This window comes from Kordia zhangzhouensis, from assembly GCF_001005305.1.
Lineage (GTDB): Bacteria > Bacteroidota > Bacteroidia > Flavobacteriales > Flavobacteriaceae > Kordia > Kordia zhangzhouensis.
In genome coordinates this window covers 94,381-119,062 of the sequence record NZ_LBMH01000009.1, presented here as the reverse complement: position 1 = coordinate 119,062, position 24,682 = coordinate 94,381, and the positions used below count along the sequence as shown (strand labels likewise).

The window sequence follows — 24,682 nt, the reverse complement described above, 5'->3', positions numbered from 1 at the left end:
TAGATGACAAACATAAAAAAGTGTAAAACTTTCAAAAAGAACAGTTGTAATAGCGAGTTGAGTGTTTTATTTTTGAACTAATTATGGAGCAGGATATTCAACACTATATAGCGCAGCTTAATGACGCTCAACGTGCCCCAACTATTCATAAAGATGGAGCATTGATGGTTATTGCAGGTGCAGGTTCAGGAAAAACAAGAGTACTTACGTATCGCATTGCGTATTTAATGAGTCAAGGCGTAGATGCTTTCAATATTTTAGCATTGACATTTACTAATAAAGCAGCTCGTGAAATGAAGAGCCGTATTGCTAGTATTGTTGGAGGAAGTGAAGCCAAGAATCTTTGGATGGGAACATTTCACTCGATTTTTGCCAAAATTTTACGTTTTGAAGCTGATAGGCTAGGATATCCAAGTAATTTTACAATATACGACACACAAGATTCTGAGCGTTTAATCCGTTCAATCATTAAGGAAATGCAGTTAGATAAAGATGTGTATAAGTATAAACAAGTACGATCACGCATCTCTTCTTTTAAAAATAGCTTGATAACTGTTAGAGCCTATTTTAATAATCCTGAATTGGTTGAAGCAGATGCTATGGCAAAGCGTCCACGTTTGGGTGAAATTTATAAAGAATATGTAGATCGTTGTTTTAAGGCTGGCGCAATGGATTTTGACGATTTGTTATTACGTACAAACGAATTATTAAATCGATTTCCAGATGTATTAGCTAAGTATCAAGATCGTTTTCGGTACATTTTAGTAGATGAGTATCAAGATACCAACCATTCACAATATTTAATTGTAAAGGCATTGGCAGATCGGTATCAAAATATTTGTGTAGTAGGAGATGATTCACAAAGTATTTATGCTTTTCGTGGTGCAAACATCAATAATATTCTCAATTTTCAAAAAGATTATGACGATGTTTCTATGTACCGTTTGGAGCAAAATTATCGTTCTACAAAAAATATAGTTGAAGCTGCCAATTCAGTTATTGAACATAATAAAACTCGTTTAGACAAAGTAGTTTGGACAGCAAACGATCCTGGCGGAAAAATTAAAGTGCATCGCAGTGTAACTGACGGAGAAGAAGGTCGTTTTGTAGCGAGCTCTATTTTTGAAACAAAAATGCAAGAACAATTGCATAATGGAGACTTTTCAGTGTTGTATCGAACCAATGCACAATCAAGAGCTATTGAAGATGCCTTGCGAAAACGAGATATTCCATATCGTATTTATGGAGGATTATCATTTTATCAGCGAAAAGAGATTAAAGATGTATTGGCATATTTACGATTGGTTGTTAATCCAAAGGATGAAGAAAGTCTAAAACGTGTCATCAATTATCCTGCTAGAGGAATCGGGCAAACAACGATTGACAAGTTAGTGGTAGCGGCAAAGCATTACGGACGATCTATGTTTGAAGTAATGGAAAACATCTCAAGAATCGATCTAAAAATCAATTCGAGTACCAAGACCAAATTAGAAAATTTTGTAACAATGATTCGTAGCTTTCAAATCATGAATGAAGGAGCGAATGCATTTGAGTTAACGTCACATATTACTAAAAAAACGGGGTTAGTTCAAGAACTAAAAAAAGATGGTACACCCGAAGGAATTGCTCGTATTGAAAACATTGAAGAGCTTTTAAATGGTATTAAAGATTTTGTTGAAGGACAAGTAGAAGTAGCAGATGCAACAGGAGCTTTGGCAGAATTTTTAGAAGATGTAGCGTTGGCAACAGACATGGATAATGACAAGGGAGATGATGATCGTGTAGCACTTATGACAATACACTTGGCAAAAGGATTGGAGTTTCCGTATGTATATATTGTAGGAATGGAAGAAGATTTGTTTCCATCGGGAATGAGTATGAATACGAGAAGCGAGCTAGAGGAAGAGCGAAGATTATTTTATGTAGCATTGACACGAGCTGAAAAACAAGCATACTTGACATATACACAAAGTCGTTATCGCTGGGGAAAATTGGTCGATGCAGAGCCAAGTCGTTTTATTGAAGAAATTGATGATAAATATTTAGACTATATTACTCCAATTGAGAATTATCGATTCAAACCTTTAATTGACAATGATATTTTTGGAGAAGTAGATAAGAGCAAATTGCGTTTACAAAAACCAAAATCGGGTCGTCCACCTATTATTGGAAGTCCAACACCTGAGCAAATTCGAAAACTACGAAAACTAAAGCCACAAACATCAGCAAGTGAACCTGCAAGTGGAAGTATTTTAGAAGAAGAGCTTACACCAGGAACTATTGTTGAACATTCACGGTTTGGACGAGGTGAAATTTTACGCTTGGAAGGCGTTGGAGCTGATAAGAAAGCGGAAATTCAATTTCAAGTTGGTGGAATTAAAAAATTATTATTACGATTTGCTAAATTAGAGATTGTAAAATAAAAGTATAAAGAAGAAAACGAGCCGAAGCTCGTTTTTTTTGTTTTACTGGTCGTTACATCCTCTACGAGATGGAACAGGACATGGCCAACAATCGGTTACTGTTACATTACACCAACAAGAACCTGCAAGGCCAGTACACAAACCTGTGTTTCCACCTTTGATAGCATCTTCATTTAAACTTGAAACAGACTTTTTGTTCAATTTTAAATTTTTAACATCCTTTTTTTTCATAATTAAAAGTTTTAGTTAAACATGTAACTAAAAGTACGAATAAGCGCTCAAAAAAAATAGTAAAGGTAATCGGTATTTATAAAATTCGAGAAGTTTATGTGTTGATTTTTAAGTATTTATATTCTTGAAAAATACATTTTCCTTTGAGAGAAAACGAGCTTTCATCGGAAGTAAAAAAAACAGGGTTAGCGTACCATGCATACTGAATTTATATTTCCAGCTCCATCATATTCTTTGACAGGATTGGAAGGATCTACAATCCATTCGCCATCAACAATAAATTTGTATAAGTGTTTGCCACCAGAGAGCTGCACTGTATATTTCCAACCGTAAGGAGTTTTAATCATTTCAAACCCTTCTTCAGACCAATCGTTGAAACTACCTGTAAGTAATACGGTTTTAGCATTTATAAATCCACGTAATTTGAATGTATGATAAGCTTTTACTTCTACAACAGAGTTGTATTCTCCAAATTCATTAGGAGTTTTATGAGTGTTTGCTTCATCATGAATCCATCTACCATCAACAATAAATTTATATTCATACACACCAGGCTTCAATTGGAGCGTTACATGCCAACCTTGTTGTGTTTTTTTCATTTCAAATAAAGACTCGTCCCATTTGTTGAAAGAACCACTTAAAACTACTTTTTCTGCATGTTCATGTCCTTTTAAATAAAAAGAAGTGTTTCCATCTTCTGAAATGTATGCCGAGTACATTTTTAAGTTGTAAACATGCAAGTTTTTACCATGTCTATTCTTAGCTTCGGACAAATTTCGAATATTACCTTCAGGTTCAGCCCAGTATTTTTCATTGATTACAAACTTAAACTCCCAAGAAAATTCATCTGTAAAATCAGTGATTTTTTTCCGAAATTCATAACGATTTTCATCGAGTTGTTTCATAATCCACTGATTGTTAGCCCAATCATTAAACTCACCAGCTACTGCGATTTTTTCAATAATCAACTCTTCTTTTGTCAATGATTTTCGATATTGTAGTTCGCCATGTGTTGCCTCTTTATAATCGCGCTTGTCGAAAGTAAAAATGACTTCATCACCTTCAATCCTATATCCTTGCGTTTGTTTGTCTTGCGCAAGCAATTGCATTGTAAAACACAATGTACAGAAGAAAATAATATGTGCTACATAGTTTTTCACGGTTCAAAGATAGGCGAATTGATGAAATATAGTTTTTCTTTTTGATAATTGATGATTGTCCGTTTGTATTTTAAAAATTCATACCCTAAAATACCATCTACGGAAGTACCATAAGCGTCCCGCATTTTTCGCAAATTAGTCACTATAGTGTACATTGGTCCAACGCCCAAACTATCATTTAAACGAAAGTCATACAATTTTCCTGCCAAGACACGTATTTTTTTGTTTCCAGCACCTACAAGAGATAATCGCTTAATGGGACGAAATTTTTCAAGAACTCTCGTATGAACACTTTTATTTAATTGGTTGAATTCTGCACCTGTATCTAATGCAAAGCGAACTTCTTGTTTATTAATAATACCTGTAAGTACAATCGTATGTTTTTTAAGTTGAAAATGAATGCTATCGTTGATGGTTTCTGCGTAGACTTTTTTATCGAAACGTTCTCCGTATTTGTCGACACGAGACAACGTAATTTGATTCAAATACAAATCGATAAAAACTTCATATTCTTTTAAAATATTATACCCAATTATGCCCAATAAATGCATTTTTTTGCTCTTTTCGATATGAGAAAGATCAATAATATCTGATTTTTTATTTTTTAAATTGAAATTATGAAGAATGAATTCGCTAAGATTTCGTTCGTATGGTTGGTCAATGATGCGAGTTACTCCTGAAGTATTGTTTCTTTTTTTTCCTAAATAATATCCTTTGGGAAAATGAACTTTATTTAAAACCAATCGTTCTGCGCCTGTATCAATGATAAAATTACCTTTTTGATTGAGAAATTCGGCTTCTACTACAATAAGTTGATCTATAATTTTAAAAGGAATTCTAGCTGTATAATCGTTGAGAAATTCGGCTTTAGGAAATGAAATTTGGATAGGATGCTCTTCATTACTCGCAAATGCAATTACGGAATAAAGGATGAGCATTGCCAAGGTAATGCCTTTTTTCATGGTTCATTTTTGATTGATGATATATTGTAATAGACGACTTAATCCTAATTTTGTTGCAGTTTTTACACAATTTAACAAAATGTAGCCTTGCTAAGAATCTTAATAGTAAACTTTCCAACGTTATAAATCTATATAAAATGATAAATTAACAACAAATACGAAGTTTCCAATTATCAATGATGTACTGCGGCAAATGCTTGAATTTTATTCCAAGTGTCTATTGCATTTTGACCGGTCCAACCATGTCCTTCTTCAGGATAAAAAGTAAACTCATGTGTTACACCCAGAGCTGTCAATCGATTGCTTAATCCACTTCCTTGCGAATTTGGAATTAAGGGATCTTGGCCACCATAAAATAATGCTGTTGGTAGCGCAGCAGACGTTACTTGATGATATGGACTAAATCCTTCCAAAAACGTAGTTACTACTTGTGTTCCGAGTAAATCTATATACGCTTGAATGGTAGGATCGGGATTATTTAAATATGCTTCGTCGGTTAAGTTTGTAGGGCCCACAATACTGACAACCATATTTACATCGCCAAAAGTATCGTATGCATAACTCCATAATAATGATAAATGACCACCAGCACTCACACCCAAAAAGGCATATTCTTCTGAAATAATATAACTTTCATTCTTCGTTTTCAAATCGTTGATTAATGCAGTAATATCATCCAATTGCATAGGAAAAGGAGACGTTGTACTGTTTGCCAAACGATAATTTATATTAACAATTGCATATTCAGGCATATCTTGTTGTATCAACTCAACAAATTCGTTCATATCAGCTTTATCACCACTTGTCCATCCACCGCCATGTACCAAAATCATTACTTTGGTGGCAAGAGTTCTATTTTGAGGAAGATAAATGTCATATACTTGTTCAGTGTCTGCACCATACGAAACATTTAAAAAAGTTTCTGCAACAATGGTTGATGGATTGTTTGGAGTGGGAGCAGTAAGTATATCTGAATCTTCTGTACTACACGAAAAATGTAAAAAAAGCAAAAAACATGTTACGACAGTTTGGAACGATTGTTTCATAATAAACGGTATTTTGTAATGCGAACGTAAGTTCGTAAAAAATAGTATAGTGCTTTCTTAATGTTTCTATAAAATTTAATCAAAACAAACATTCATAAGTATATAAATATCAGTCAACAAGGGAGATTGTGATTAGAATGTATATTTTAACTAAAAATAAATTACTTTTGTATACCTAAGAAGTATCGAAATGGCAGAGTTCATCAAACTATATAACGAAAATCCAAATCCACGAGAAATAAAAAAAGTCGTGGATATATTGCGTGATGGTGGATTGGTCATTTATCCTACCGATACCGTATACGGTTTGGGTTGTGATATTACTAATACCAAAGCGCTAGAGCGTATTGCTCGCATCAAGGGAATAAAGTTAGAAAAAGCAAACTTTTCATTTATTTGTAATGATTTGAGCCATATAAGTGATTATGTTCGTCAAATTGATACAGCGACTTATAAGATTCTTAAAAAAGCCTTACCAGGACCTTATACGTTTATTCTTCCAGGAAATAATAATCTTCCTAAAGCATTTAAAAAGAAAAAAACGGTTGGAATTCGTGTGCCAGATAATACCATTGCACGTACAATTGTTAGTGAGTTAGGTAATCCAATTGTATCTACTTCTATATATGATGAAGACGATGTAATTGAATATACGACCGATCCAGAATTGATACTAGAAAAGTGGGATAGCCTTGTAGATGCAGTAATTGATGGCGGTTATGGAGATAATGTAGCTTCTACCATTATTGACCTATCAGGATATGAACCTGAAGTAATTCGTGAAGGAAAAGGAGATATTGATGTAATTCTTTAAAAATTTTTAAAAAGTATAGTGAAAAAGAAAACCGTTAAAGCATTCTTACTCATCATTCTTGCATTAGGTGTAGTAGGTTTTATATTGATATATCCTAAAGGATCCATGTATTTTTATGGAAAAAAAACAGCTTCAATTCAGGAAGAAACAACTTTTTATGTTCCTACAGGTGCTACTTTCGAAGAAGTTTTGGATAGCTTACAAACTAAAAAGATGATAAGCGATATAGAAAAGTTTCGAAAATATGCCAACTTCCGAAACTTAAAACAAGCGACTCTTGAAGCAGGAAAATATGTTTTTCCAAAAAATGTTAGTTACGGTAAAATTGTTGAAGACCTACGTCAAGGAAATGGAGAAAAAGAAACACAAGTTACGTTTACTAATGCTCGAACTAAAAAAGAACTTGCCGAAAAGATTGCACTAACCGTTGAATTGACCGCAGAAGATATATTGCAACTGATTACAGACGAAACATTTACAAATAAATACGGATTTACTCCAACAACCATCAACACAATGTTTATCCCAAACACTTACAATGTATATTGGGACATTTCGGCAGAAGAATTAATTGCAAAATTAGCTAAAGAATACAAGCGTTTTTGGACTCCTGATCGTCAGGCAAAAGCGAAAGCAATGGGATTAACACAAACAGAAGTTTCTACTTTGGCTTCTATTGTGGTTTGTGAAACCATTATGATGGATGAAGCACCTAAAATTGCAGGTGTATATGTTAATCGTCTTAAACGTGGAATTCCGCTTGATGCAGATCCTACGTTGGTTTGGGTGTTAGGAGATTTTACCATAAAACGCGTTTTAAACAAGTACAAAGAATTAGATTCTCCCTACAATACCTACAAATACAAAGGTTTGCCTCCTGGACCAATTTATATTCCTTCCATACAGTACATTGACGCAGTGTTAAATTATGAAAAGCACGATTACATCTTTTTCTGTGCTAAAGAAGACTTTTCTGGTTATTCCAACTTTGCAAAAACCAATCGCCAACACGAGATTAATGCTCGTAAATATCACAAGGCACTTAACGAACGAAATATCTATCGATAATGTCAGCATACAATCGCAGAGATTTTACAAAATTAATAATGCTTGGTGGCATAGGTTATACGCTATTTTCCTGTGTTGATGATGACAAAAAACAAAAGAGTACAGTAGTTGAGGAAAAAGAAGAGGCATTTACAGTGTCCCAACTGCTTCCAGAAAATGTAAAACTTTACCAAAAAGCAGACGAAGGATATCAAGAATTAACCGTTCGTTTTAACAAACGTTTTCAGCAATCACCTACCTATATAGCCCAATGCTTTACAACACAAGGAGTTGCCGATGCTATCAAATTTGCTCAATATAAAAACCTAAATGTTGTTGTAAAAAGTGGCGGACATAGCTTTGAAGGCTTTTCAAGTACAAACAATGGACTTGTGGTTGATGTTTCTGCGATGAAAAAAATGGAGTGGAATCCTGATCATAGTGTGACTATTGAAGCTGGTTGTGTACTAAAAGAAATGTATGATGAATTGCTGCCAAAACAACGAATTTTACCTGCAGGATCCTGTGCAACTGTAGGTGTGGCTGGGCTTACACTTGGTGGTGGCTATGGTTTCTTTAGTCGTAAATATGGTTTAACATGTGACAGTTTGCAAGCAATCACTATAGTGGATGGAAACGGCAATATTCGTCATGAAAGTGGAAATTCGGCTATTTTAAAGGCGTGTAAAGGTGGTGGAAATGGAAACTTTGGCGTAGTAACAAAGATGAAATTTAGAACATACCAAGCACCAAATTTTTTCCAAGCATTTCGTTGTAAATCATATAAACTAACAACCGATAGGGCTAAAAAAATACTTGAAGAATGGTTTTATCATACTCAAAAACTACCTATTAGCGCTTTTTCAGCTTTTGTACTGAACGGAACTACACTCACTATTTTGATTACAAACTATACGGATGATGTAAAGAATGTAATGCCAATGTATGATGCTTTAAAGAAAATTTCAGACAAGGCTACTGTGGGAAGTAAGCGACCGCTAGCACGTGCACTGACTTCTTTTTATGGTGTACAACATCCTATATATTTTAAAAATGCTTGTGCTGGTATGTATAATGACTTTTCTAGTATTGAAGGATGTTTAGATAATGTATTGTCTAAAGTACTATCATCTAAAGGATTAATTTATCAGATTAATACTCTTGGAGGAAATATTAATTCTGAAACTGCCGAAAAGCAATCTGTGTTTCCTCACAGAAGTTATTCGTATTTATCAGAATTACAATCGTATTGGGAACAGCCATCTCAAGAGGCGAGTAGATTGGCAATTTTTCAAGAAGTGCAACAATTGTTTTATGATCATGGAATCAGAGCGCATTATCGAAATTATCCAGACAGTAACTTCAAAGACTTTGAAATAGCATATTATGGAAAATATTTATCTGAGTTAAAAGAAATTAAAAAACAATTAGATCCTGACAATCGTTTTCAACATCCGCAAAGTATTTCGTTATAATTTATTGAAATAGATTTTTTATCTCCAAAATAAAAAAGCACTCCCAAAAGGAGTGCTTTCTCTTTATAAGCCTAAAAACTATATTATTTTCCTTCTGCGGAAAGTGTTTTCATTTCTTTCTCAATCATGTCGTAAAACTGATCAATTTTAGGTAACACGATAATTCGTGTACGTCTGTTGGTAGCTCTATTTTCTGGTGTATCATTTTCAACCAATGGAACATGGTAACTACGTCCAGCAGCGATTAGTTTTCCAGGATCAACACCTAATTCTTGTAATACACGAACAACAGAAGTAGCACGTTTTACACTCAAATCCCAGTTGTCTTCTAATACACCACGATCGTAAGGAACATTGTCAGTATGACCTTCTACCATACATTCGAAATCAGGTTTGCTATTTACAACTTTTGCTACTTTTCCTAATACTTCTTTAGCTCTAGAAGTTACTTTGTAGCTTCCACTTTGGAACAACAATTTATCTGCAATAGAGATAAATACAACACCTTTTTCAACGTTGATTTCAATGTCTGGATCGTCAATTCCAACAGCTTTTTTCAAGCTAGAAACAATAGCAAGCGTTACGCTATCTTTTTTGTTCAATGCATCTTGCAAACGAGAAATTTTTAAATCCTTTTCTTTTAAACTCTCTAAGGATTTCTCAAGGTTTTCAGCACCTTTGGTTGTCAACACAGTCATATCTTTCGTGTTTTCAATCAATCCTTTATTTGCTTCTTTTAAGTCTTTTACTTGGTCTTGTAATGTTTCAGCTTTTGCTGTGGCAGAGGCTTTTTCTTCCAAACAAGCATTCAATTTAACAGTTGCAGAGTTTAATAAATCCTGTGTTTCTTTTTGTCTCGCTTCTAAAGCGGCATAGTCTTTTTTAGAAACACATGATGATAGGAGAATAGACGCTGTGGCTGCCAATAAAAAAATCTTCTTCATAAATGTTTTATTAAAACGGTTTTTTGAAATTATAACTCCAAAAATATTAAAAATACAGTTGATATAAGAAGTATTAACAAAGTTTTAAAACTCTTAAGTAAAGATTTTTTAACACCTAAAAAAAGAGGTCAATACGTTGATAAAAAAGAGGTCTTTAGTCTTTTTTTATGCATTTTTCGCAAAATAGGTGTATGCGGCTTTTAGGGTTGACACATCCACTAGAATTTATTTTTTCTCTTCAAAAAATAACAATATCAATTTGTAATGATATTACAGCCTCTATTTTATAAAATGGGCTTTGTATAAGTTGTTTTAACTGAAAATCCACTCTAGTTTTATGATAGTTTAACACATAAAACAAATTATTTATTATGAAAAAAAAGAGTCTAAAATTATTAAATGTTAATAAAGAAAAGATTTCGAATCTTAATAAGATTTCAGGAGGAATAGCTTCGTATTATAGTCCTTGTGAATATACACCTACGTACTTATGTGATTATAAGACAAACTTTCATGGTATGTGTAGGTATAATGGAACCTATGCTTCAGGATGCGGAAGCCCATGCTAATGAGTATAAGACGAACTTAGGTTCGTCTTTTTTAGCTATGTACGTCAGAAAATACTTTCTTTTCTTTTATAAAATAGCTGTATATTATTGATTTGTGGTTGAAGTAGTGTTTTTGCTGTGTTTTTCCTCGCTTTGCTAACATTTTAGAAATTCGTGCGTAAAAGTGAAAATGTGCTTTTAAGATGGCAAAAGTATGTTTAAATTTCAATTGAAAAGCAAATTGAATGCCCGCAATTCCGTCCAAAACCAAACGTGTAAAAATGATTGGGAAAATAGTGCCTTTAGGTAAATTTTTGACCAGCATACATAGCGAATTCCTAAAATTTAAGTAGGTTTTCCGAGGATGTAAACTGTCTAAAGTAGCGCCGCCAACATGATACACCACACTTTTAGGAATGCAAACCGTTTTGTAACCAAGGTTAAAAGCTCGCCAACACACATCAATTTCTTCTTGGTGGGCAAAAAAATCTTCATCAAAACCTTGTAATTCGTGAAATACTTCTTTTCGTATAAAAAAACACGCTCCAGAAGCCCAAAAAATATCTTGTGTTGTGTTGTATTGCCCCTTATCTTCTTCAAGTGTGGTAAAAATACGTCCGCGACAAAACGGATAGCCGTATTTATCTATAAAGCCACCGCTAGCACCTGCATACTCAAAATGAGTTTTTTTCTTAAAATCTAAAATTTTAGGTTGAATAATAGCTGTTTCAGGATGAGATTGAAAATGTGATTTAATAGGAGTAAGCCAATTTTCAGTTACTTCCACATCAGAGTTTAGCAAGCAAAAAATAGGTTCTTCTACAAAAGGTAACGCATCATTATATCCTTTAGCATATCCGCCATTTACGTCATTTTGGATAATTACTACTGATGGGAAATTTGCCTGGATATAGGCTACAGAATCATCGGTTGAGGCATTATCTGCTACATATACAGTCGCTTCTTTAGAAAATGCCACTACACTTGGGAGAAAATCTTTAAGTAATTTTTTCCCGTTCCAATTAAGTATGACAATGGCAATCTTCATGTTTGTACTGAGTTTTGTATCTTAAAATGATACATTTATGTTTTGCTATAATCTGGAATATTTCTTAAAAAATGATACTGTTTAGCTTCATAATCCATAGTACAATAATAATGATTTAGTCCGTTAGTGACCATTAAATATTGAGATTTTAGTACCATATTGTATCGCGCTATTTGATCAAAAGTATTTTGTAGAATTGGTACTGTACTTCGTTTGCATTCAACCACTAAAAAAATACTTCCATCTGAATTAAAAATGACGATATCGTATCTTCTTTTTAATCCGTTGAAGATGAGTTCTTTTTCAATATTTATAAGACTTGAAGGATATTTTTTTTCTTCAATTAAAAATTGAACTACGTGTTGCCGCACCCATTCTTCAGGAGTCAGCACCACAAACTTTTTCCGTATTGCATCAAAAATATAGATTTTATTTTCCCTATTTTTGAAGCGGAATGTATATTTTGGAAAATTCAATAGTTCCATAGCGCAAAACTAACGATTCGTACATCGAAAACCAATACAATTCCACATTTGTCACAACACATGGAAGAAGCAAAACAGATTGTTATTGATATACAGAAAGGAAATATAAAACCTATCTACTTCTTGATGGGAGAAGAATCTTATTATATTGATAAAATTGCAGCCTATATTGAAGATAATGTTTTAGCAGAAGAAGAGAAAGGGTTTAACCAAATGATTTTATATGGTCGTGATGTAACGATAGAAGATATTGTATCGAATGCAAAGCGTTATCCAATGATGGCTGAACGACAAGTTGTAATTGTGAAAGAGGCGCAAGATCTTTCAAGAACTATTGAGAAACTTGTTGAGTATGCTGAAAATCCGCAACCTTCTACAGTATTAGTTATTTGTTACAAGTATAAAAAGATTGACAAGCGCAAGAAACTTCATAAAGTAATTGCGAAAAATGGCGTGATGTATGAAAGTAAAAAACTGTACGAAAATCAAGTTGCAGATTGGATTCGTAGAGTATTGGCTGGGAAAAAATATCACATAACGCCGAAAGCAGCACAGATGTTGGTTGAGTTTTTGGGAACAAATTTGAGCAAGATTGATAATGAACTCGAAAAACTAAAACTCATTTTACCAAAAGGAAGTGAAATAACTGCTGAAGCTATTGAAGAAAATATAGGAATTAGTAAAGATTATAACAACTTTGAACTTCGAAAGGCGATAGGAGATGGCGATATTAAAAAAGCATTTCAAATTATTACGTATTTTTCTGAAAACCCAAAGGATAATCCAACAGTGGTAACGGTTTCACTACTTTTTAACTTTTTTTCTCAATTGTTGCAATACCATGGGTTGCGAGATCAAACCCCTAGAAATGTAGCTTCTGTGTTAAAAATCAATCCGTATTTTGTGAAAGAATATCAAACAGCAGCACGTAATTATCCTATGAAAAAAGTGAGTGCAATTGTAGCTACACTTCGTGAAATGGATGTAAAGAGTAAAGGAGTAGGAGCAAGTAATCTTTCTAATGGAGATTTGTTGAAGGAGTTGCTGGTAAAGATTATGAATTAGTTTTTTTCTGATAGATTAATGTAATTCTACATTTTGAAGATACTTTTATCTACGCTGCATTAATATCAATTTGAAAATTTTCCATTAAAAAAGTTCCAATCATCTGTTTGGCAAGTCCTACAAACTCTTCTTTTTCATTTAAAAAACCTTTAAGTATTGCTAATTCTTCTTGAAGACTTTCTACAAAAGTATGTGTATCAGGATTGTCGGGATCGTAAAATGTATTAACATTCCGTAATTCACGTTCTACACGTTTCATTTGTCGTGAAATATCCACTATCTTTTTTTCTCGTAAATGCACCAACGGAACACGTTGCAACGAATATATTTTGATAGAAGCCAACGCTCTTTTCTCAATCAAGTCGTTTGTTTTTTTAGCTCGAATTACACCCGATTCTATATCGTATTCAAAATAATCTTCAGGATCTTCTACTGATGGATTGATTAACAATCGTACATTTTCTTCATTCTCTAAAAGATCGGTATGCGTTTTTAAACGTAAGTTTTCATCTAACAAGGGAAATTGATTCATTTTTCCAACCGATTCTAATTCTACAGCATTCGCTAACAACTGTTTCGATTTCTGATTGCAATTTCTACACGATAAAAACAAATTATTCCAATCTGCCGCTAACCAATAATACCCTGGTTTAATCATTTTTTTCTTGGTTAATTTTGCAAGCTGTTTTTTACTACCTGTTGGCGCTTCCCCACAATGTGTACACACTTTATTTTCTACTATTCCATCACTGTATTTGGGATATTCTTGTTCGCAATGTTGACAAACTTTGTATTCAAATTCAACACCGCCTTTAGGTCTAAAATGCTCAATATCGCCTACATGAGCATGCAAAAAGATGCTTTCGCAATAGGCGCACTTGTTTTTGCTTAATTTTTTTAGTGCTTCTTTCACATTTTCAAGCTTGTAAGCGTTGTATTTGTCATACGCTTTATCTCTGTTTGCACTTGTATAATGCGCAATTGCTTTTGCGAGTTCTTTTTTTCCCGCACCATTTTCATCTATCAATTCTTCTGGTGCGTTAACCAAATTTCTATCAATGAAAATCATACACTACTTTTTAAGATCCAAATTTTTCCAAAGATCTTGTACTTTAGAAATAGTTTGTTGTTTAATATCTTTTGTCTCTATTTTTAGATGGTTTTGACGAATGTTTTTAGCGATTAGCTCATCTACAGCTTGATACACTAATTCTTCTCGTAAATCGCTTCCAAAACGCATATATTTTTGTTCATCAATTTCTTTTTTCAATCGAACGATTTCACTTTTCTGAGAATCTGTTCTATCTGTCTCTGAAATTGCTAATAAATCGTAGTACGATTTGAATAAATCTTCGGTAGCTGCATCAATCGTACTATTCAATCCAAAAAATTCGGACGTTAACAATTGATCCACACGTAAACTACTCGGATTAGGAAGGTCATTCAACGCTTCAATAGTATTCTCGCTATTTCGGCGTAACACTACCACTTCATTATTTTTTAAACCACGCAAACAGAGTGGTTCATGTGTTGTTATTATAAATTGAATTTTTGGAAACGTTTTGCGTAAACGATCTACAATTTCCATCTTCCAACGAGGATGCAAGTGCGTACCAATTTCGTCAATAAGAACAATTCCTTCTGCCAATTCATATACTACGTTTTCTTGGGAGAGTGTGTAAATCATATCAATCGCTACGGCAAAAATAGATTTATAGCCATCACTCAGATGTTTGATATTAATCCGATCGCCAGTTCGATGGTATTTGATGAGTATTTCCTTATTCTTGATACTTCGTTGAATAGAATCTAAGTCGTCAAGTAATAAAAGATTTTTAAGTGTTTTAGAAACTTGATCGAACGTTTTACGATCACTATTTAAAAACCATTCTTTTGCATTAGATAATGAGACTGACGCGTCAAATAAATTTTTAATTTTTATGTAACTCGGATGATTTTTTTCGGGTTCTAATTTGCCAATAGGCAATAGGCGAGTAGAGCCATATCCTATAATAAATGCTGGTGGTTTTTGAATATTAGCAATTAGTTTATTAGATTTTTTATTGTAGGTCACTTCAAAAAAATCGGCACTTCCTTTCCCATATACTCGTATATGTCCTTTTTGTTTCCCATATTTTAACACATCATTTACTTCAATTCCAAGCGCATCCAAATAATTTTGTCCCATCAAAGCCATAGCAATCGCTTTGAGTACAGAACTTTTCCCTACACCATTTTCTCCCAAAAAAACCAACCAAGGCTCGGCACTTGTATCTTCTGAATAGGCAGGCAATTCTAGAGTTAAGTCAGAAAAGCATTTAAAATTGTGCAATTCAATCTTGTCTAGATACACATTTTTTAAAATACTTGTAAAATATTGGTCGTCTTTTTTATTAAAAATAGTTTTGTCTGTTTTGGGAGCTTTGGTTTTATCTCTTTTAAAGCCTCGTGGCGTTTCTTCTAACGGAAATTCTAAAGATTCAAAAACATTATCACTTCCAGAAATTGGTTCTTGAGCAGCAAAGTCTGGAGGCATTTGTTGTTGTTGTTGTTGTTGTTGTTGTTGTTGTTGTTGTTGTTGTTGTTGTTGTTGTTGTTGTTGTTGTTGTTGTTGTTGTTGTTGTTGTTGTTGTTGTTGTTGTTGTTGTTGTTGTTGTTGTTGTTGTTGTTGTTGTTGTTGTTGTTGTTGTTGTTGTTGTTGTTGTTGTTGTTGTTGTTGTTGTTGTTGTTGTTGTTGTTGTTGTTGTTGTTGTTGTTGTTGTTGTTGTTGTTGTTGTTGTTGTTGTTGTTGTTGTTGTTGTTGTTGTTGTTGTTGTTGTTGTTGTTGTTGTTGTTGTTGTTGTTGTTGTTGTTGTTGTTGTTGTTGTTGTTGTTGTTGTTGTTGTTGTTGTTGTTGTTGTTGTTGTTGTTGTTGTTGTTGTTGTTGTTGTTGTTGTTGTTGTTGTTGTTGTTGTTGTTGTTGTTGTTGTTGTTGTTGTTGTTGTTGTTGTTGTTGTTGTTGTTGCTGATTAAGGTATGACTGTATTTGACTGGTAAGACCTGAAATAATTGAAGCAATTTCTTTATCTTCTAAATAGTTTTTAATTAATGCTTTTCGATATGCTAGATGATTTTTTTTAGAAGTTCCGGTTAGTATATCGTTCCACTCTTCAGCAATAGCATGCGAATTTTTGTTGTTTTTTCGTAAATTTTCTACGTCACGTTGTATATCACCTGCAACTCTTTGTCGTTCAGCAATCAAATCACGCCTATTGAGTCCTAAAATTTGAATAGTTGCTTCTGCTTTTTGCTTAATCATTTCACCAATAGTAGGTGTAAAAGTTATATTTGATACGGATACCGTATACTTTTCCGTTGCAGGTACGATTTCATGAGTGTCAAAGTTGAAATAAAAAAACTGACTTGGTTCATCAGTACAAGGATCAATCAAGTACGCATTTTCTTTTTTGAAGAGAGTTTCATGCGGAGTTTTTAGAGGAGCTCTTTTTCCTTGCACAGGAAATATATTCGATTTAAAACGTTGACAGCTATGACAAGCAGCATATAAATTCTCCCATTCATAGGTTAACCACCAATAATGATCGGCATCAATTTCTCTACTGTCAAATCCTTGCGAGTAGCTATCTGGTCGAAATCTATGAACATACGAATCGTATCCAGATTTTAAAGCCATTAAATGCGATTCGCAATAGGCACACTTATGATCAAACAATTCCATAACAGCAGTGATTACTTCAGTATGTAAATAACCCACTGAATAGGTGCGTTGTGCTCTCGTGTTTTTGTGTAAATTATAAAAATCACTGATTTCTTGCTGTAAGCGTTCGTATTCTTTAGAGTGAAAGAATTTGGGTTTAGGTATACGAGTTCTGTCAATTTTAATCACAACAATAAATTTTGGAGAATTAAGGTATTTGTTTACATAAAGTACGTGAATATTTCATAAAAACTAAAGAAAAGAGTGAAAATACAGTGTTTTTCCCCTATGTTCACTTTTGAAGAATTAATACTTTGTATACTCTAAAAAAGGCATGTAACATCTCATACAATTAGTAAATGAAAACCAAGAAGCAGACTGAAAATAAGGAGAAGACAGCACAAGTTACACAAAGAAAAAAACAAAGTGCCTTTGTAAAACCTAAAGCAGATGCAAATAGTTTTACACCTCCATCTACAGCTTCTAAACCCAATAATGGATTGCCTACTCATTTACAATCAAAGATGGAAAGTTCATTAGGGCAAGATTTTTCAACGGTTTCTGTTCATACCAATTCTCAAAAAGCAGTTCAGATGAATGCCCGTGCTTTTACACAAGGAGAACAAGTTCATTTTGCGCCAGGAGAATTCAATCCTAATTCTTCTCAAGGACAAAATTTAATTGGGCATGAATTTACACATGTAGCTCAACAACGAGCGGGTGTAGTAAAACCTACTAAAATTTTACAAAAAGGAATAGCTTTAAATGATAGTCAACATTTAGAAAAAGAGGCTGATTCTTTAGGGAAGAAAGCCATTAAAGGAGAAACAATTTCTAAGTATCGTGGTGTAAAAGCTTCTTCAACAACAACTGTGCAGTCAAAAGATGCTAATATGCCTATCCAACGCCTTATTAAATCGCCATATCCTTGGACGGGAATTGTAGAAAATGCTTTGCTTCTAGCTTTACGACATGCTCCAAGTGGTGATACTTTGGCAGACTTACCAGACGGAACGTTAGTTAATGTGATTGGAAATTCAAGTGGATGGTTGAATGTAGAAGTAGATACAAGTCAATCAGGTATTATTTTAAATGCTGAAGGCAGAAGGCGACTTTCAGGAAATATTCTTACTGGATTTTGTGGGCATAGCTATATAAATGACGCTACAGTTTCAGCAATGAGTGGAATGGTAGGTAATCAAGAATGGAAAAACCCAACAGCTTCAGATTTTTATCAATATTTTGTTGTTGGAGGAGGAACAGGAACTTTACCAAATACTGCGAGTATGAATTGTTGGGAAAGTATAATGTATGCAGCATATGTGACCAACCAAATTGATACTGCTTGGATTCAAGCTTTTTATGGTGCTGCTATGCCAACACCTAATCCAACGGCTTCTATATGGGCTGCTTTGGGTTGGCATGCAGGTTTACCTATGTTAACTTCTTCAGGAGGTGCTGCGCCAACTCCAAACGTAGGCGATTTGATATTTTATACGCCAAGTGGTGGGTCAATGCCAAGTCATGTTGCTTTGTACGTAGGAAATGGGGAAGTAGTGAGTTTGTGGAACCAACCAAATAATGATAAATCGGTACAACGAATTTCTATAACAGCACTTTCAGGTGATATTCAGTTTAATACACCACCTTGGTAAGATTTATACTCTTATATTTACCTATCTTACTACTATGAAGAAAACTATTTTATATTTATTATTGATTTTTAATTACAATTGCACGCAAATGGAAAAAGCAGCATGTTTTAGTACACAAACATTCACTGAAATTACCAAATTGATTCAAGAAAAAGGAAGTGAAATGATTTCTAAAGAACACTTGGTGATGGATAAAAGTATGAATGGAAAGGAATACTTAGTAGGAAACTTTTATTTGATTTTGATGACAACAAATGACCAAGATGTCATTATTATTGCTGACAAGAATCATCAAATTCCAAGCTTTACTTGTAGTGTAAACAATAATGAATTAATTTTTTCTGCATACGAATCTCGTTTAGATAATAAAAAAGATAGTGAACAGCGAGAAAAGATTTGGTGCGAATTAGCATCAGAACTTTTATAAACTAGTTTTTTAACTATTGATTAATGTCACAATAGCGTTGGCTAACTGTTCAGCGGCTTTTTCATGTTTTCTAAACCACAATTCAGGTTCTATCAACTCTAACTCTGAAATTGCCAGTGTATTTTCATTATCCCAAACCATATCTACACGAGCATAAATAGGTTTCTCTATACAAGCTTTCACCGCTTTTTCGGCAAATTCAATTTCTTGAGGTGTAGCGTTGTATTCATGCACACTTCCTCCAAAGTCATCTTGTACTCTGAAATCGCCGGGTTTGGCTTTTTTAAGTATTGCATGCGTATAGTTCCCATTGATAACCATAATAGATATTTCTCCTTTAGTAAGAATTTGTTCCATGAATGGTTGTAGCATCATTGCTTCATTGGCAATCAAATTTTTATGGATAGATTCATGTACAGCAATCGTTTCTGAATTTAATTTATATGTATGACGAGCAGCGCCAGAAATACACGGTTTAAGGACTGTTTTGCTCCAAGAAAGTTCATTGTGAATTTGTTGTAATGTGCGCGTATCTCCTTTTTCAATAAAATAGGTAGGAACAATAGGAATTCCCGCATTATGAAGGTCTTGTAAATAATGTTTATCTATATTCCAACGAATAATTTTTTCAGAATTTAAAAGTATTGTTTGCTGCGAAACCTTTTCCAACCAAGTAGAAAATTCTTTAAATCGATCAAAATAATCCCAAGTTGTTCTAAAAAGAATATATTTTGTAGTTCTCCAATCAAACGTAGAATCGTCCCAAGCTAGTCTTTTAACATATAAACCATCGTTTTTTAATGCATTTGTCACAAGTTGATCTTCTAATAAAACATTATTTACATAATCAGTACGTTCTGTAGGATTTATATAGCGTTTGTCAGTTAGTACCACAACATCAATAGGTTTCATAGCAGGAATTATTTTGATGACACAAATATAAAAAGCCTGTATTAAAAACAGGCTTTTGAATATAAGTTGTTATACTGATTAGTTGATAAATGGATTGGAAAATTTAGGATCAACAGTGATGTTTTCATCTGTTAATGTGCGCATAAAAGCAACTAAAGCATTTTTTTCAGTTTGAGTTAAGTTCATGCGTATTGGTTGTCCATTAGGTGTTCGGAGTCTATTGTCTAAAGCAGGACCATTTTGAATACCAGAATTGTAAAACTCAACAACTTCTTCTAAACTAGAAAATCTTCCATCATGCATGAATTGAGCAGATGAAGCCACATTTTTTAACGAAGGAGATTTGAATAGAGTTGTTTCTCCCGCATCCAAACCGTTACTTCTAGAATTGGCAGCTAGTGAAAAAGTTGGTAATTGATGACATGCCGCACAATTAATGCCACCTTGATTATTGGTGAAGAGTTGTTTTCCTAAATTTTCTTCTGCGGTAAATTGAGGAAAGTTTTGTCCAATTCCGTTGCCTGGAGCATTTGGGTTATATACTTGTGCAAAAGCTTGATCAAACTTGCTATCGGTTGAAACCATACAACGAATATACTGCGCTAAAGCTCGCTGCATTCGATCTTCAGTAATTGTAGCATCACCAAATACCATTTCAAACAATGCAGGATAATATTCAATCGAGTTCATTTTTGTAATCAGGGCAGCAATACCTCCATTGCTAGCATCAAAACCCATTTCAACACTATTTATCAAAGGCTCTGTAGTTTGATCTTCTAGAGTTGGCGCTCTTTTATCCCAAAAAAAAGAGATTCCTTGGTAAAATCGTGCGTTTACTAATCGCATTGAATGCGCACTTGTACTATTTACACCATCAAAACCAGTACTAAAACGCTCATTATCGGTAAAGGCAATTCCTTGTTGATGACAACTTGCACATGAAACCGCATTGTTGATACTTAACTGTTTATCAAAAAAAAGAATTCTTCCTAAAATTGCTCCAGTATCTGTTGCTTGATTAGTTGTAGGTTCATTATGATTATTGATGCTATTTAAGTAATGAATTGGATATTCTGGACTACTATAATTTGGTAAGTCGTCAAAATTAATTGAAAAATACAGAGACATGTCAACGCCATTCACATTAGAATTTACAGGAATTGTGGGATTATTAGTTTCTTCAGGAATTTCTGTATACACATCTTCATCAGAAGAGCATGCGCAAATTGACAATGCTAAGCAAACAAATACGTACTTTTTCATAAGAGGAAGGAATTTAAAATTAGCAAGTAGTATTTTTTCCATAAGCAGAAATTCACATTGGATTAGGATTTATTGATTGTTAGACCTTAAACTTATGTTTAGGTTTAATTTTCCAATCAAAAAATTACCACCAAACAATAAAAAACAGAGAGTAAACGTCTTTTCTTTTTTGCCAGCATAATACAGAACGATTGGTTTCTAATTGCTCTTTTAGAGTCGCTTTAATAGTAGGTAAACTGTGCCAAGTATTGTTTTCTGATGGTTCCATTCCCCACATTTTTTTAGGAGGAAAATAGTAAGTTGTATCAGGAGTATGCAATTCGATAAAAGTGGGAAAGTTTACATAATATCCTTTAATTGCTTTTTGATAATGAGGATGGATAGTGCCTGAAAAATGATATGGAATAAATAGATATGCCAACATGCACAATTTTTGAGAAATGTGTTCTATATGCAAATCGTGTAGAACAGTTTTAGTGTGTTCATGATAGAGTAGTGGAAATTGTTTTTCTTGTAGTTTTTCAATTTTTTCACGTAATGTATCTTTTCGATTCGGTCCAATCCAGTTATCATATTGATTAGAAGAAATAGTTGGGTCGAGCAAATAAAATTTGTAGGCAAACTCCACATGAAAAAAAGAATTAGTCGCTTTTTCTTGAATAATAAAATCTAACTCACCAATAGTTTGCTTGTTTTGGATAATTTGAACATTTTCATGTATTAATAAATAATTAGATGAAGAACGAATTAATTGCGCCACAATTTTTTCAATCAATTGTCCTAAGCGCACATTGGTTGCAATCTCAACTATATCAACCTGTACATTTTTTAATTCTGATATTGTAAAACTAGGGAAGTTGGTTACTTCTTCTTGTAAGTTTACCGCATGTAAGACAGATTGTATGCGTGCAGATTTTTTCACAAAAATAATCTTATTAAAAGAGGCTGTCTTTAGAGTTCGGTTTGATAAAAACGTCACTTCACAAGACAGCCTCTTTCATGTGCTTTTATAAAATAATGTTTAATACATTTTTGGGAAATCCGTTGGATTAGCTTCATGCATGATGGCATATATTTTTTCAAAAATATCTTCTGTAGAAGGTTTTGAAAAATAATCACCATCAGTTCCATATGCTGGTCTGTGTGCTTTGGCTGTCAGTGTTTGTGGTTTGCTATCTAAGTATTGATATGCATTTTGTTCGTCCAAAATATGTTGTAGGATGAAAGCAGAAGCTCCACCAGGAACGTCTTCATCAATAACTAACAAGCGATTGGTTTTTTGAACACTTTTTACAATATCGTGATGAATGTCAAAAGGTAATAGTGATTGACAATCAATGATTTCAATATCTATTCCGACAGTTTGTAATTCTTTGGCAGCTTGTTCAACAATTCGTAAGGTTGATCCATACGAAACTACGGTTATATCAGTACCTTCTTTGATAGTTTCAACAACTCCAACAGGTGTTTTAAATTCTCCTATATTTGTTGGTAATTGTTCTTTTAATCGATATCCATTTAAACATTCTACGATGAGCGCTGGTTCATCACTTTCAAGCAAAGTGTTGTAAAAACCTGCTGCTTTGGTCATATTTCTAGGTACTAGAACGTGAATTCCTCTTATGGAATGAATAATTGCTCCCATTGGAGAGCCTGAATGCCAAATTCCTTCCAAGCGATGTCCGCGTGTACGAATAATTACAGGTGCTTTTTGTTTTCCTTTGGTACGGTATTGTAAGGTTGATAGATCATCACTCATAATCTGCAACGCATATAATAAATAATCCAAATATTGAATTTCTGCTATGGGGCGTAATCCTCGCATAGCCATTCCAATTCCTTGTCCGAGAATGGTTGCTTCTCTAATTCCTGTATCCGAAACACGCAGTTTTCCGTATTTCTCTTGCATACCTTCAAGGCCTTGGTTTACATCGCCAATTTCTCCTGCATCTTCTCCAAAAATTAATACTTCAGGATATTTTGAGAAAATGGCATCAAAATTATCTCTTAAAACAATTCGCGCATCAACTTCTTCAGCAGCATCATTATAAGTTGGTGCTTCTTCTTTGATGTTCAACACACTTTTAGAAGATTCACTATATAAATGCGAACTGTATTTTGGCTGAATTTTATCAAAATAAGAAGAAATCCAATCGCTTAGTGCCTTTTTTTCAGCAGTATCTTCTCCAATTACCAAACGCAATGCTCTACGTGCAATTCCTGCAATTTGCTTTCGAATAGGTTCCGCAATTTTTTCAAGTTCTTCCGTAAGTTTCTGAATAAAAACCTTGTTAGAACTTGAAGCAGCCAACTTTTCTAGTAAATAAACAACTTCTGCTTGTTCTTCCTTCATTGGAGCTACAAAAGCAGTCCATGCTGCTTTTTTTCCATCACGAACTTGTTTTTTAATATCTTTTTCAAGTGCTTTTAAATTTTCATCAGTTTCAATACCATTTTCAACAATCCACTGGCGCATTTTAGCATTACAATCATATTCAGCTTCCCAAGCTAGACGATCTTTACTTTTATAACGTTCGTGTGAACCTGAAGTAGAATGTCCTTGTGGTTGTGTGACTTGTTGTACGTGAATCAATACAGGAACATGTTCTGCACGTGCAACATCTGAAGCTTTTTGATAAGTAGCAATTAATGAAGGATAGTCCCAACCATTTACGGTAAATATTTCATATCCTTTTTCAGAGGCTGTACGTTGAAATCCTTTTAAGATTTCAGAAATATTTTCTTTGGTGGTTTGATGTTTAGCATGTACAGAGATTCCGTATTCATCATCCCAAACACTCATTACCATAGGAACTTGTAATACTCCTGCAGCGTTGATTGTTTCAAAGAACAACCCTTCACTTGTACTAGCATTTCCTATTGTTCCCCATGCAATTTCATTACCGTTATCAGAGAATTTTTCAGCATTTATACCTTCAACATGTCTATAAATTTTGGAAGCTTGTGCGAGTCCTAATAATCGAGGCATTTGTCCCGCAGTAGGAGATATATCGGCGCTTGAGTTTTTTTGTTGTAATAAGTTTTTCCATTCGCCATTTTCATCCAAGCTATGCGTAGCAAAATGACCGCCCATTTGTCTTCCAGCCGACATTGGTTCTACCTCAATATCAGTATGAGCATATAAACCAGCAAAAAATTGTTGAATATCTAGTTCTCCTATTGCCATCATAAAGGTTTGATCACGATAGTAACCAGAGCGAAAATCACCATTTTGAAATGCTTTTGCCATGGCTAATTGCGGAACTTCTTTTCCGTCACCAAAAATTCCAAATTTAGCTTTTCCAGTAAGCACTTCTCTACGACCTAGTAAGCTACATTCACGGCTGATAACAGCTGTAGTATAATCTTGGATGATTTCTTCCTTGAATTGGTCAAAAGAAATGTCTTGTGTATTTTCAATTTTTGCTTGCATAATTCTCTGAATTGAAGTGTTGCAAATCTAACAAAAAGTGAGCAGTT

The 24,682-nt window shown here is 33.8% G+C and carries 21 protein-coding genes; 8 read left to right on the top strand and 13 right to left on the bottom strand.

Annotation, left to right across the window (positions count from 1 at the left end; genetic code table 11):
- The first annotated feature begins 83 nt into the window (after positions 1-83).
- The gene (locus AA088_RS13920) at positions 84-2,423 is read left to right on the top strand and encodes an ATP-dependent helicase (RefSeq protein WP_082106765.1); all 2,340 of its coding nucleotides are present in this window, start codon (positions 84-86) and stop codon (positions 2,421-2,423) included.
- A 42-nt stretch (positions 2,424-2,465) separates the two neighbouring features.
- On the opposite strand, the gene AA088_RS13915 is transcribed toward AA088_RS13920, so the two are convergent.
- The 4 genes from AA088_RS13915 to AA088_RS13900 all read right to left on the bottom strand — a co-directional run bounded on the left by AA088_RS13915 (position 2,466) and on the right by AA088_RS13900 (position 5,822).
- Positions 2,466-2,654: a hypothetical protein gene (locus tag AA088_RS13915; protein ID WP_046745628.1), complete on the bottom strand. Its 189-nt coding sequence runs from the start codon at positions 2,652-2,654 to the stop codon at positions 2,466-2,468.
- A 185-nt stretch (positions 2,655-2,839) separates the two neighbouring features.
- Complete coding sequence (locus AA088_RS17745; protein ID WP_157547234.1) at positions 2,840-3,814, bottom strand: hypothetical protein; 975 nt, start codon at positions 3,812-3,814, stop codon at positions 2,840-2,842.
- Positions 3,811-4,776: a retropepsin-like aspartic protease gene (locus AA088_RS13905; RefSeq protein ID WP_046745627.1), complete on the bottom strand. Its 966-nt coding sequence runs from the start codon at positions 4,774-4,776 to the stop codon at positions 3,811-3,813. Before AA088_RS13905 ends, AA088_RS17745 begins: the two co-directional genes overlap by 4 nt.
- 173 nt (positions 4,777-4,949) lie before the next feature.
- Positions 4,950-5,822 carry an alpha/beta hydrolase gene (locus tag AA088_RS13900; RefSeq protein ID WP_046745626.1) on the bottom strand — a complete coding sequence of 291 codons (873 nt, stop codon included), beginning with the start codon at positions 5,820-5,822 and terminating at the stop codon, positions 4,950-4,952.
- A gap of 190 nt (positions 5,823-6,012) precedes the next feature.
- Between AA088_RS13900 and AA088_RS13895 the strand changes: the two genes are divergently transcribed.
- Genes AA088_RS13895 through AA088_RS13885 form a run of 3 tightly spaced genes read left to right on the top strand, consistent with a single transcriptional unit; the run spans position 6,013 to position 9,158 of the window.
- Positions 6,013-6,636 carry an L-threonylcarbamoyladenylate synthase gene (locus AA088_RS13895; protein WP_046745625.1) on the top strand — a complete coding sequence of 208 codons (624 nt, stop codon included), beginning with the start codon at positions 6,013-6,015 and terminating at the stop codon, positions 6,634-6,636.
- Positions 6,637-6,654: 18 nt separating this feature from the next.
- Positions 6,655-7,704 carry an endolytic transglycosylase MltG gene (gene mltG, locus AA088_RS13890; protein WP_082106763.1) on the top strand — a complete coding sequence of 350 codons (1,050 nt, stop codon included), beginning with the start codon at positions 6,655-6,657 and terminating at the stop codon, positions 7,702-7,704.
- Positions 7,704-9,158 carry an FAD-dependent oxidoreductase gene (locus AA088_RS13885; protein WP_052752910.1) on the top strand — a complete coding sequence of 485 codons (1,455 nt, stop codon included), beginning with the start codon at positions 7,704-7,706 and terminating at the stop codon, positions 9,156-9,158. Before mltG ends, AA088_RS13885 begins: the two co-directional genes overlap by 1 nt.
- Before the next feature lie 83 nt (positions 9,159-9,241).
- Here AA088_RS13885 and AA088_RS13880 read toward each other — a convergent pair whose 3' ends face one another.
- Positions 9,242-10,102: an OmpA/MotB family protein gene (locus AA088_RS13880; RefSeq protein ID WP_046745623.1), complete on the bottom strand. Its 861-nt coding sequence runs from the start codon at positions 10,100-10,102 to the stop codon at positions 9,242-9,244.
- Between the two features lie 371 nt (positions 10,103-10,473).
- On the opposite strand from AA088_RS13880, the gene AA088_RS18410 reads away from it, so the two are divergent.
- The gene (locus AA088_RS18410; RefSeq protein ID WP_157547232.1) at positions 10,474-10,671 is read left to right on the top strand and encodes a hypothetical protein; all 198 of its coding nucleotides are present in this window, start codon (positions 10,474-10,476) and stop codon (positions 10,669-10,671) included.
- A 31-nt stretch (positions 10,672-10,702) separates the two neighbouring features.
- Here the strand turns inward: AA088_RS18410 and AA088_RS13875 are convergent, their stop codons facing one another.
- Both AA088_RS13875 and AA088_RS13870 read right to left on the bottom strand, forming a co-directional pair.
- The gene (locus tag AA088_RS13875; RefSeq protein ID WP_046745622.1) at positions 10,703-11,698 is read right to left on the bottom strand and encodes a glycosyltransferase family 2 protein; all 996 of its coding nucleotides are present in this window, start codon (positions 11,696-11,698) and stop codon (positions 10,703-10,705) included.
- 35 nt (positions 11,699-11,733) lie between these two features.
- The gene (locus AA088_RS13870) at positions 11,734-12,183 is read right to left on the bottom strand and encodes a type I restriction enzyme HsdR N-terminal domain-containing protein (protein WP_046745621.1); all 450 of its coding nucleotides are present in this window, start codon (positions 12,181-12,183) and stop codon (positions 11,734-11,736) included.
- 60 nt (positions 12,184-12,243) lie between these two features.
- On the opposite strand from AA088_RS13870, the gene holA reads away from it, so the two are divergent.
- Positions 12,244-13,248: a DNA polymerase III subunit delta gene (gene holA / locus AA088_RS13865; RefSeq protein WP_046745620.1), complete on the top strand. Its 1,005-nt coding sequence runs from the start codon at positions 12,244-12,246 to the stop codon at positions 13,246-13,248.
- Between the two features lie 49 nt (positions 13,249-13,297).
- Here the strand turns inward: holA and AA088_RS13860 are convergent, their stop codons facing one another.
- Positions 13,298-14,317 carry an HNH endonuclease family protein gene (locus AA088_RS13860; RefSeq protein WP_046745619.1) on the bottom strand — a complete coding sequence of 340 codons (1,020 nt, stop codon included), beginning with the start codon at positions 14,315-14,317 and terminating at the stop codon, positions 13,298-13,300.
- A 3-nt stretch (positions 14,318-14,320) separates the two neighbouring features.
- Positions 14,321-17,134: an AAA family ATPase gene (locus AA088_RS18665; protein ID WP_046745618.1), complete on the bottom strand. Its 2,814-nt coding sequence runs from the start codon at positions 17,132-17,134 to the stop codon at positions 14,321-14,323.
- 170 nt (positions 17,135-17,304) lie between these two features.
- Here AA088_RS18665 and AA088_RS17740 point away from each other — a divergent pair, with 170 nt between their 5' ends.
- Complete coding sequence (locus AA088_RS17740; protein WP_052752909.1) at positions 17,305-18,600, top strand: eCIS core domain-containing protein; 1,296 nt, start codon at positions 17,305-17,307, stop codon at positions 18,598-18,600.
- A 34-nt stretch (positions 18,601-18,634) separates the two neighbouring features.
- A complete protein-coding gene (locus AA088_RS13845; protein WP_162199692.1) occupies positions 18,635-19,027 on the top strand; it encodes a hypothetical protein in 393 nt (130 codons plus the stop codon).
- 9 nt (positions 19,028-19,036) lie between these two features.
- Here AA088_RS13845 and AA088_RS13840 read toward each other — a convergent pair whose 3' ends face one another.
- The 4 genes from AA088_RS13840 to AA088_RS13825 form a co-directional block, all read right to left on the bottom strand.
- Entirely contained in the window at positions 19,037-19,939 is a 903-nt protein-coding gene (locus AA088_RS13840; protein ID WP_046745616.1) for an ATP-grasp domain-containing protein, read from the bottom strand.
- 78 nt (positions 19,940-20,017) lie between these two features.
- Entirely contained in the window at positions 20,018-21,202 is a 1,185-nt protein-coding gene (locus AA088_RS13835; RefSeq protein WP_052752908.1) for a cytochrome-c peroxidase, read from the bottom strand.
- A gap of 124 nt (positions 21,203-21,326) precedes the next feature.
- Positions 21,327-22,124, bottom strand: a complete 798-nt coding sequence (locus AA088_RS13830; protein WP_046745615.1) for a DUF1853 family protein — start codon at positions 22,122-22,124, stop codon at positions 21,327-21,329.
- A 99-nt stretch (positions 22,125-22,223) separates the two neighbouring features.
- Positions 22,224-24,635, bottom strand: coding sequence for an alpha-ketoacid dehydrogenase subunit alpha/beta (locus tag AA088_RS13825; protein WP_046745614.1), 2,412 nt, complete (start codon positions 24,633-24,635; stop codon positions 22,224-22,226).
- Positions 24,636-24,682: the final 47 nt, after the last annotated feature.

Coding starts and splice junctions, on each gene's coding strand:
- AA088_RS13920 (WP_082106765.1), top strand. CDS start 84: ATGGAGCAGGATATTCAACACTATATAGCGCAGCTTAATGACGCTCAA.
- AA088_RS13915 (WP_046745628.1), bottom strand. CDS start 2,654: ATGAAAAAAAAGGATGTTAAAAATTTAAAATTGAACAAAAAGTCTGTT.
- AA088_RS13905 (WP_046745627.1), bottom strand. CDS start 4,776: ATGAAAAAAGGCATTACCTTGGCAATGCTCATCCTTTATTCCGTAATT.
- AA088_RS13900 (WP_046745626.1), bottom strand. CDS start 5,822: ATGAAACAATCGTTCCAAACTGTCGTAACATGTTTTTTGCTTTTTTTA.
- AA088_RS13895 (WP_046745625.1), top strand. CDS start 6,013: ATGGCAGAGTTCATCAAACTATATAACGAAAATCCAAATCCACGAGAA.
- AA088_RS13885 (WP_052752910.1), top strand. CDS start 7,704: ATGTCAGCATACAATCGCAGAGATTTTACAAAATTAATAATGCTTGGT.
- AA088_RS13880 (WP_046745623.1), bottom strand. CDS start 10,102: ATGAAGAAGATTTTTTTATTGGCAGCCACAGCGTCTATTCTCCTATCA.
- AA088_RS18410 (WP_157547232.1), top strand. CDS start 10,474: ATGAAAAAAAAGAGTCTAAAATTATTAAATGTTAATAAAGAAAAGATT.
- AA088_RS13875 (WP_046745622.1), bottom strand. CDS start 11,698: ATGAAGATTGCCATTGTCATACTTAATTGGAACGGGAAAAAATTACTT.
- AA088_RS13870 (WP_046745621.1), bottom strand. CDS start 12,183: ATGGAACTATTGAATTTTCCAAAATATACATTCCGCTTCAAAAATAGG.
- holA (WP_046745620.1), top strand. CDS start 12,244: ATGGAAGAAGCAAAACAGATTGTTATTGATATACAGAAAGGAAATATA.
- AA088_RS13860 (WP_046745619.1), bottom strand. CDS start 14,317: ATGATTTTCATTGATAGAAATTTGGTTAACGCACCAGAAGAATTGATA.
- AA088_RS17740 (WP_052752909.1), top strand. CDS start 17,305: ATGAAAACCAAGAAGCAGACTGAAAATAAGGAGAAGACAGCACAAGTT.
- AA088_RS13845 (WP_162199692.1), top strand. CDS start 18,635: ATGAAGAAAACTATTTTATATTTATTATTGATTTTTAATTACAATTGC.
- AA088_RS13840 (WP_046745616.1), bottom strand. CDS start 19,939: ATGAAACCTATTGATGTTGTGGTACTAACTGACAAACGCTATATAAAT.
- AA088_RS13835 (WP_052752908.1), bottom strand. CDS start 21,202: ATGAAAAAGTACGTATTTGTTTGCTTAGCATTGTCAATTTGCGCATGC.
- AA088_RS13825 (WP_046745614.1), bottom strand. CDS start 24,635: ATGCAAGCAAAAATTGAAAATACACAAGACATTTCTTTTGACCAATTC.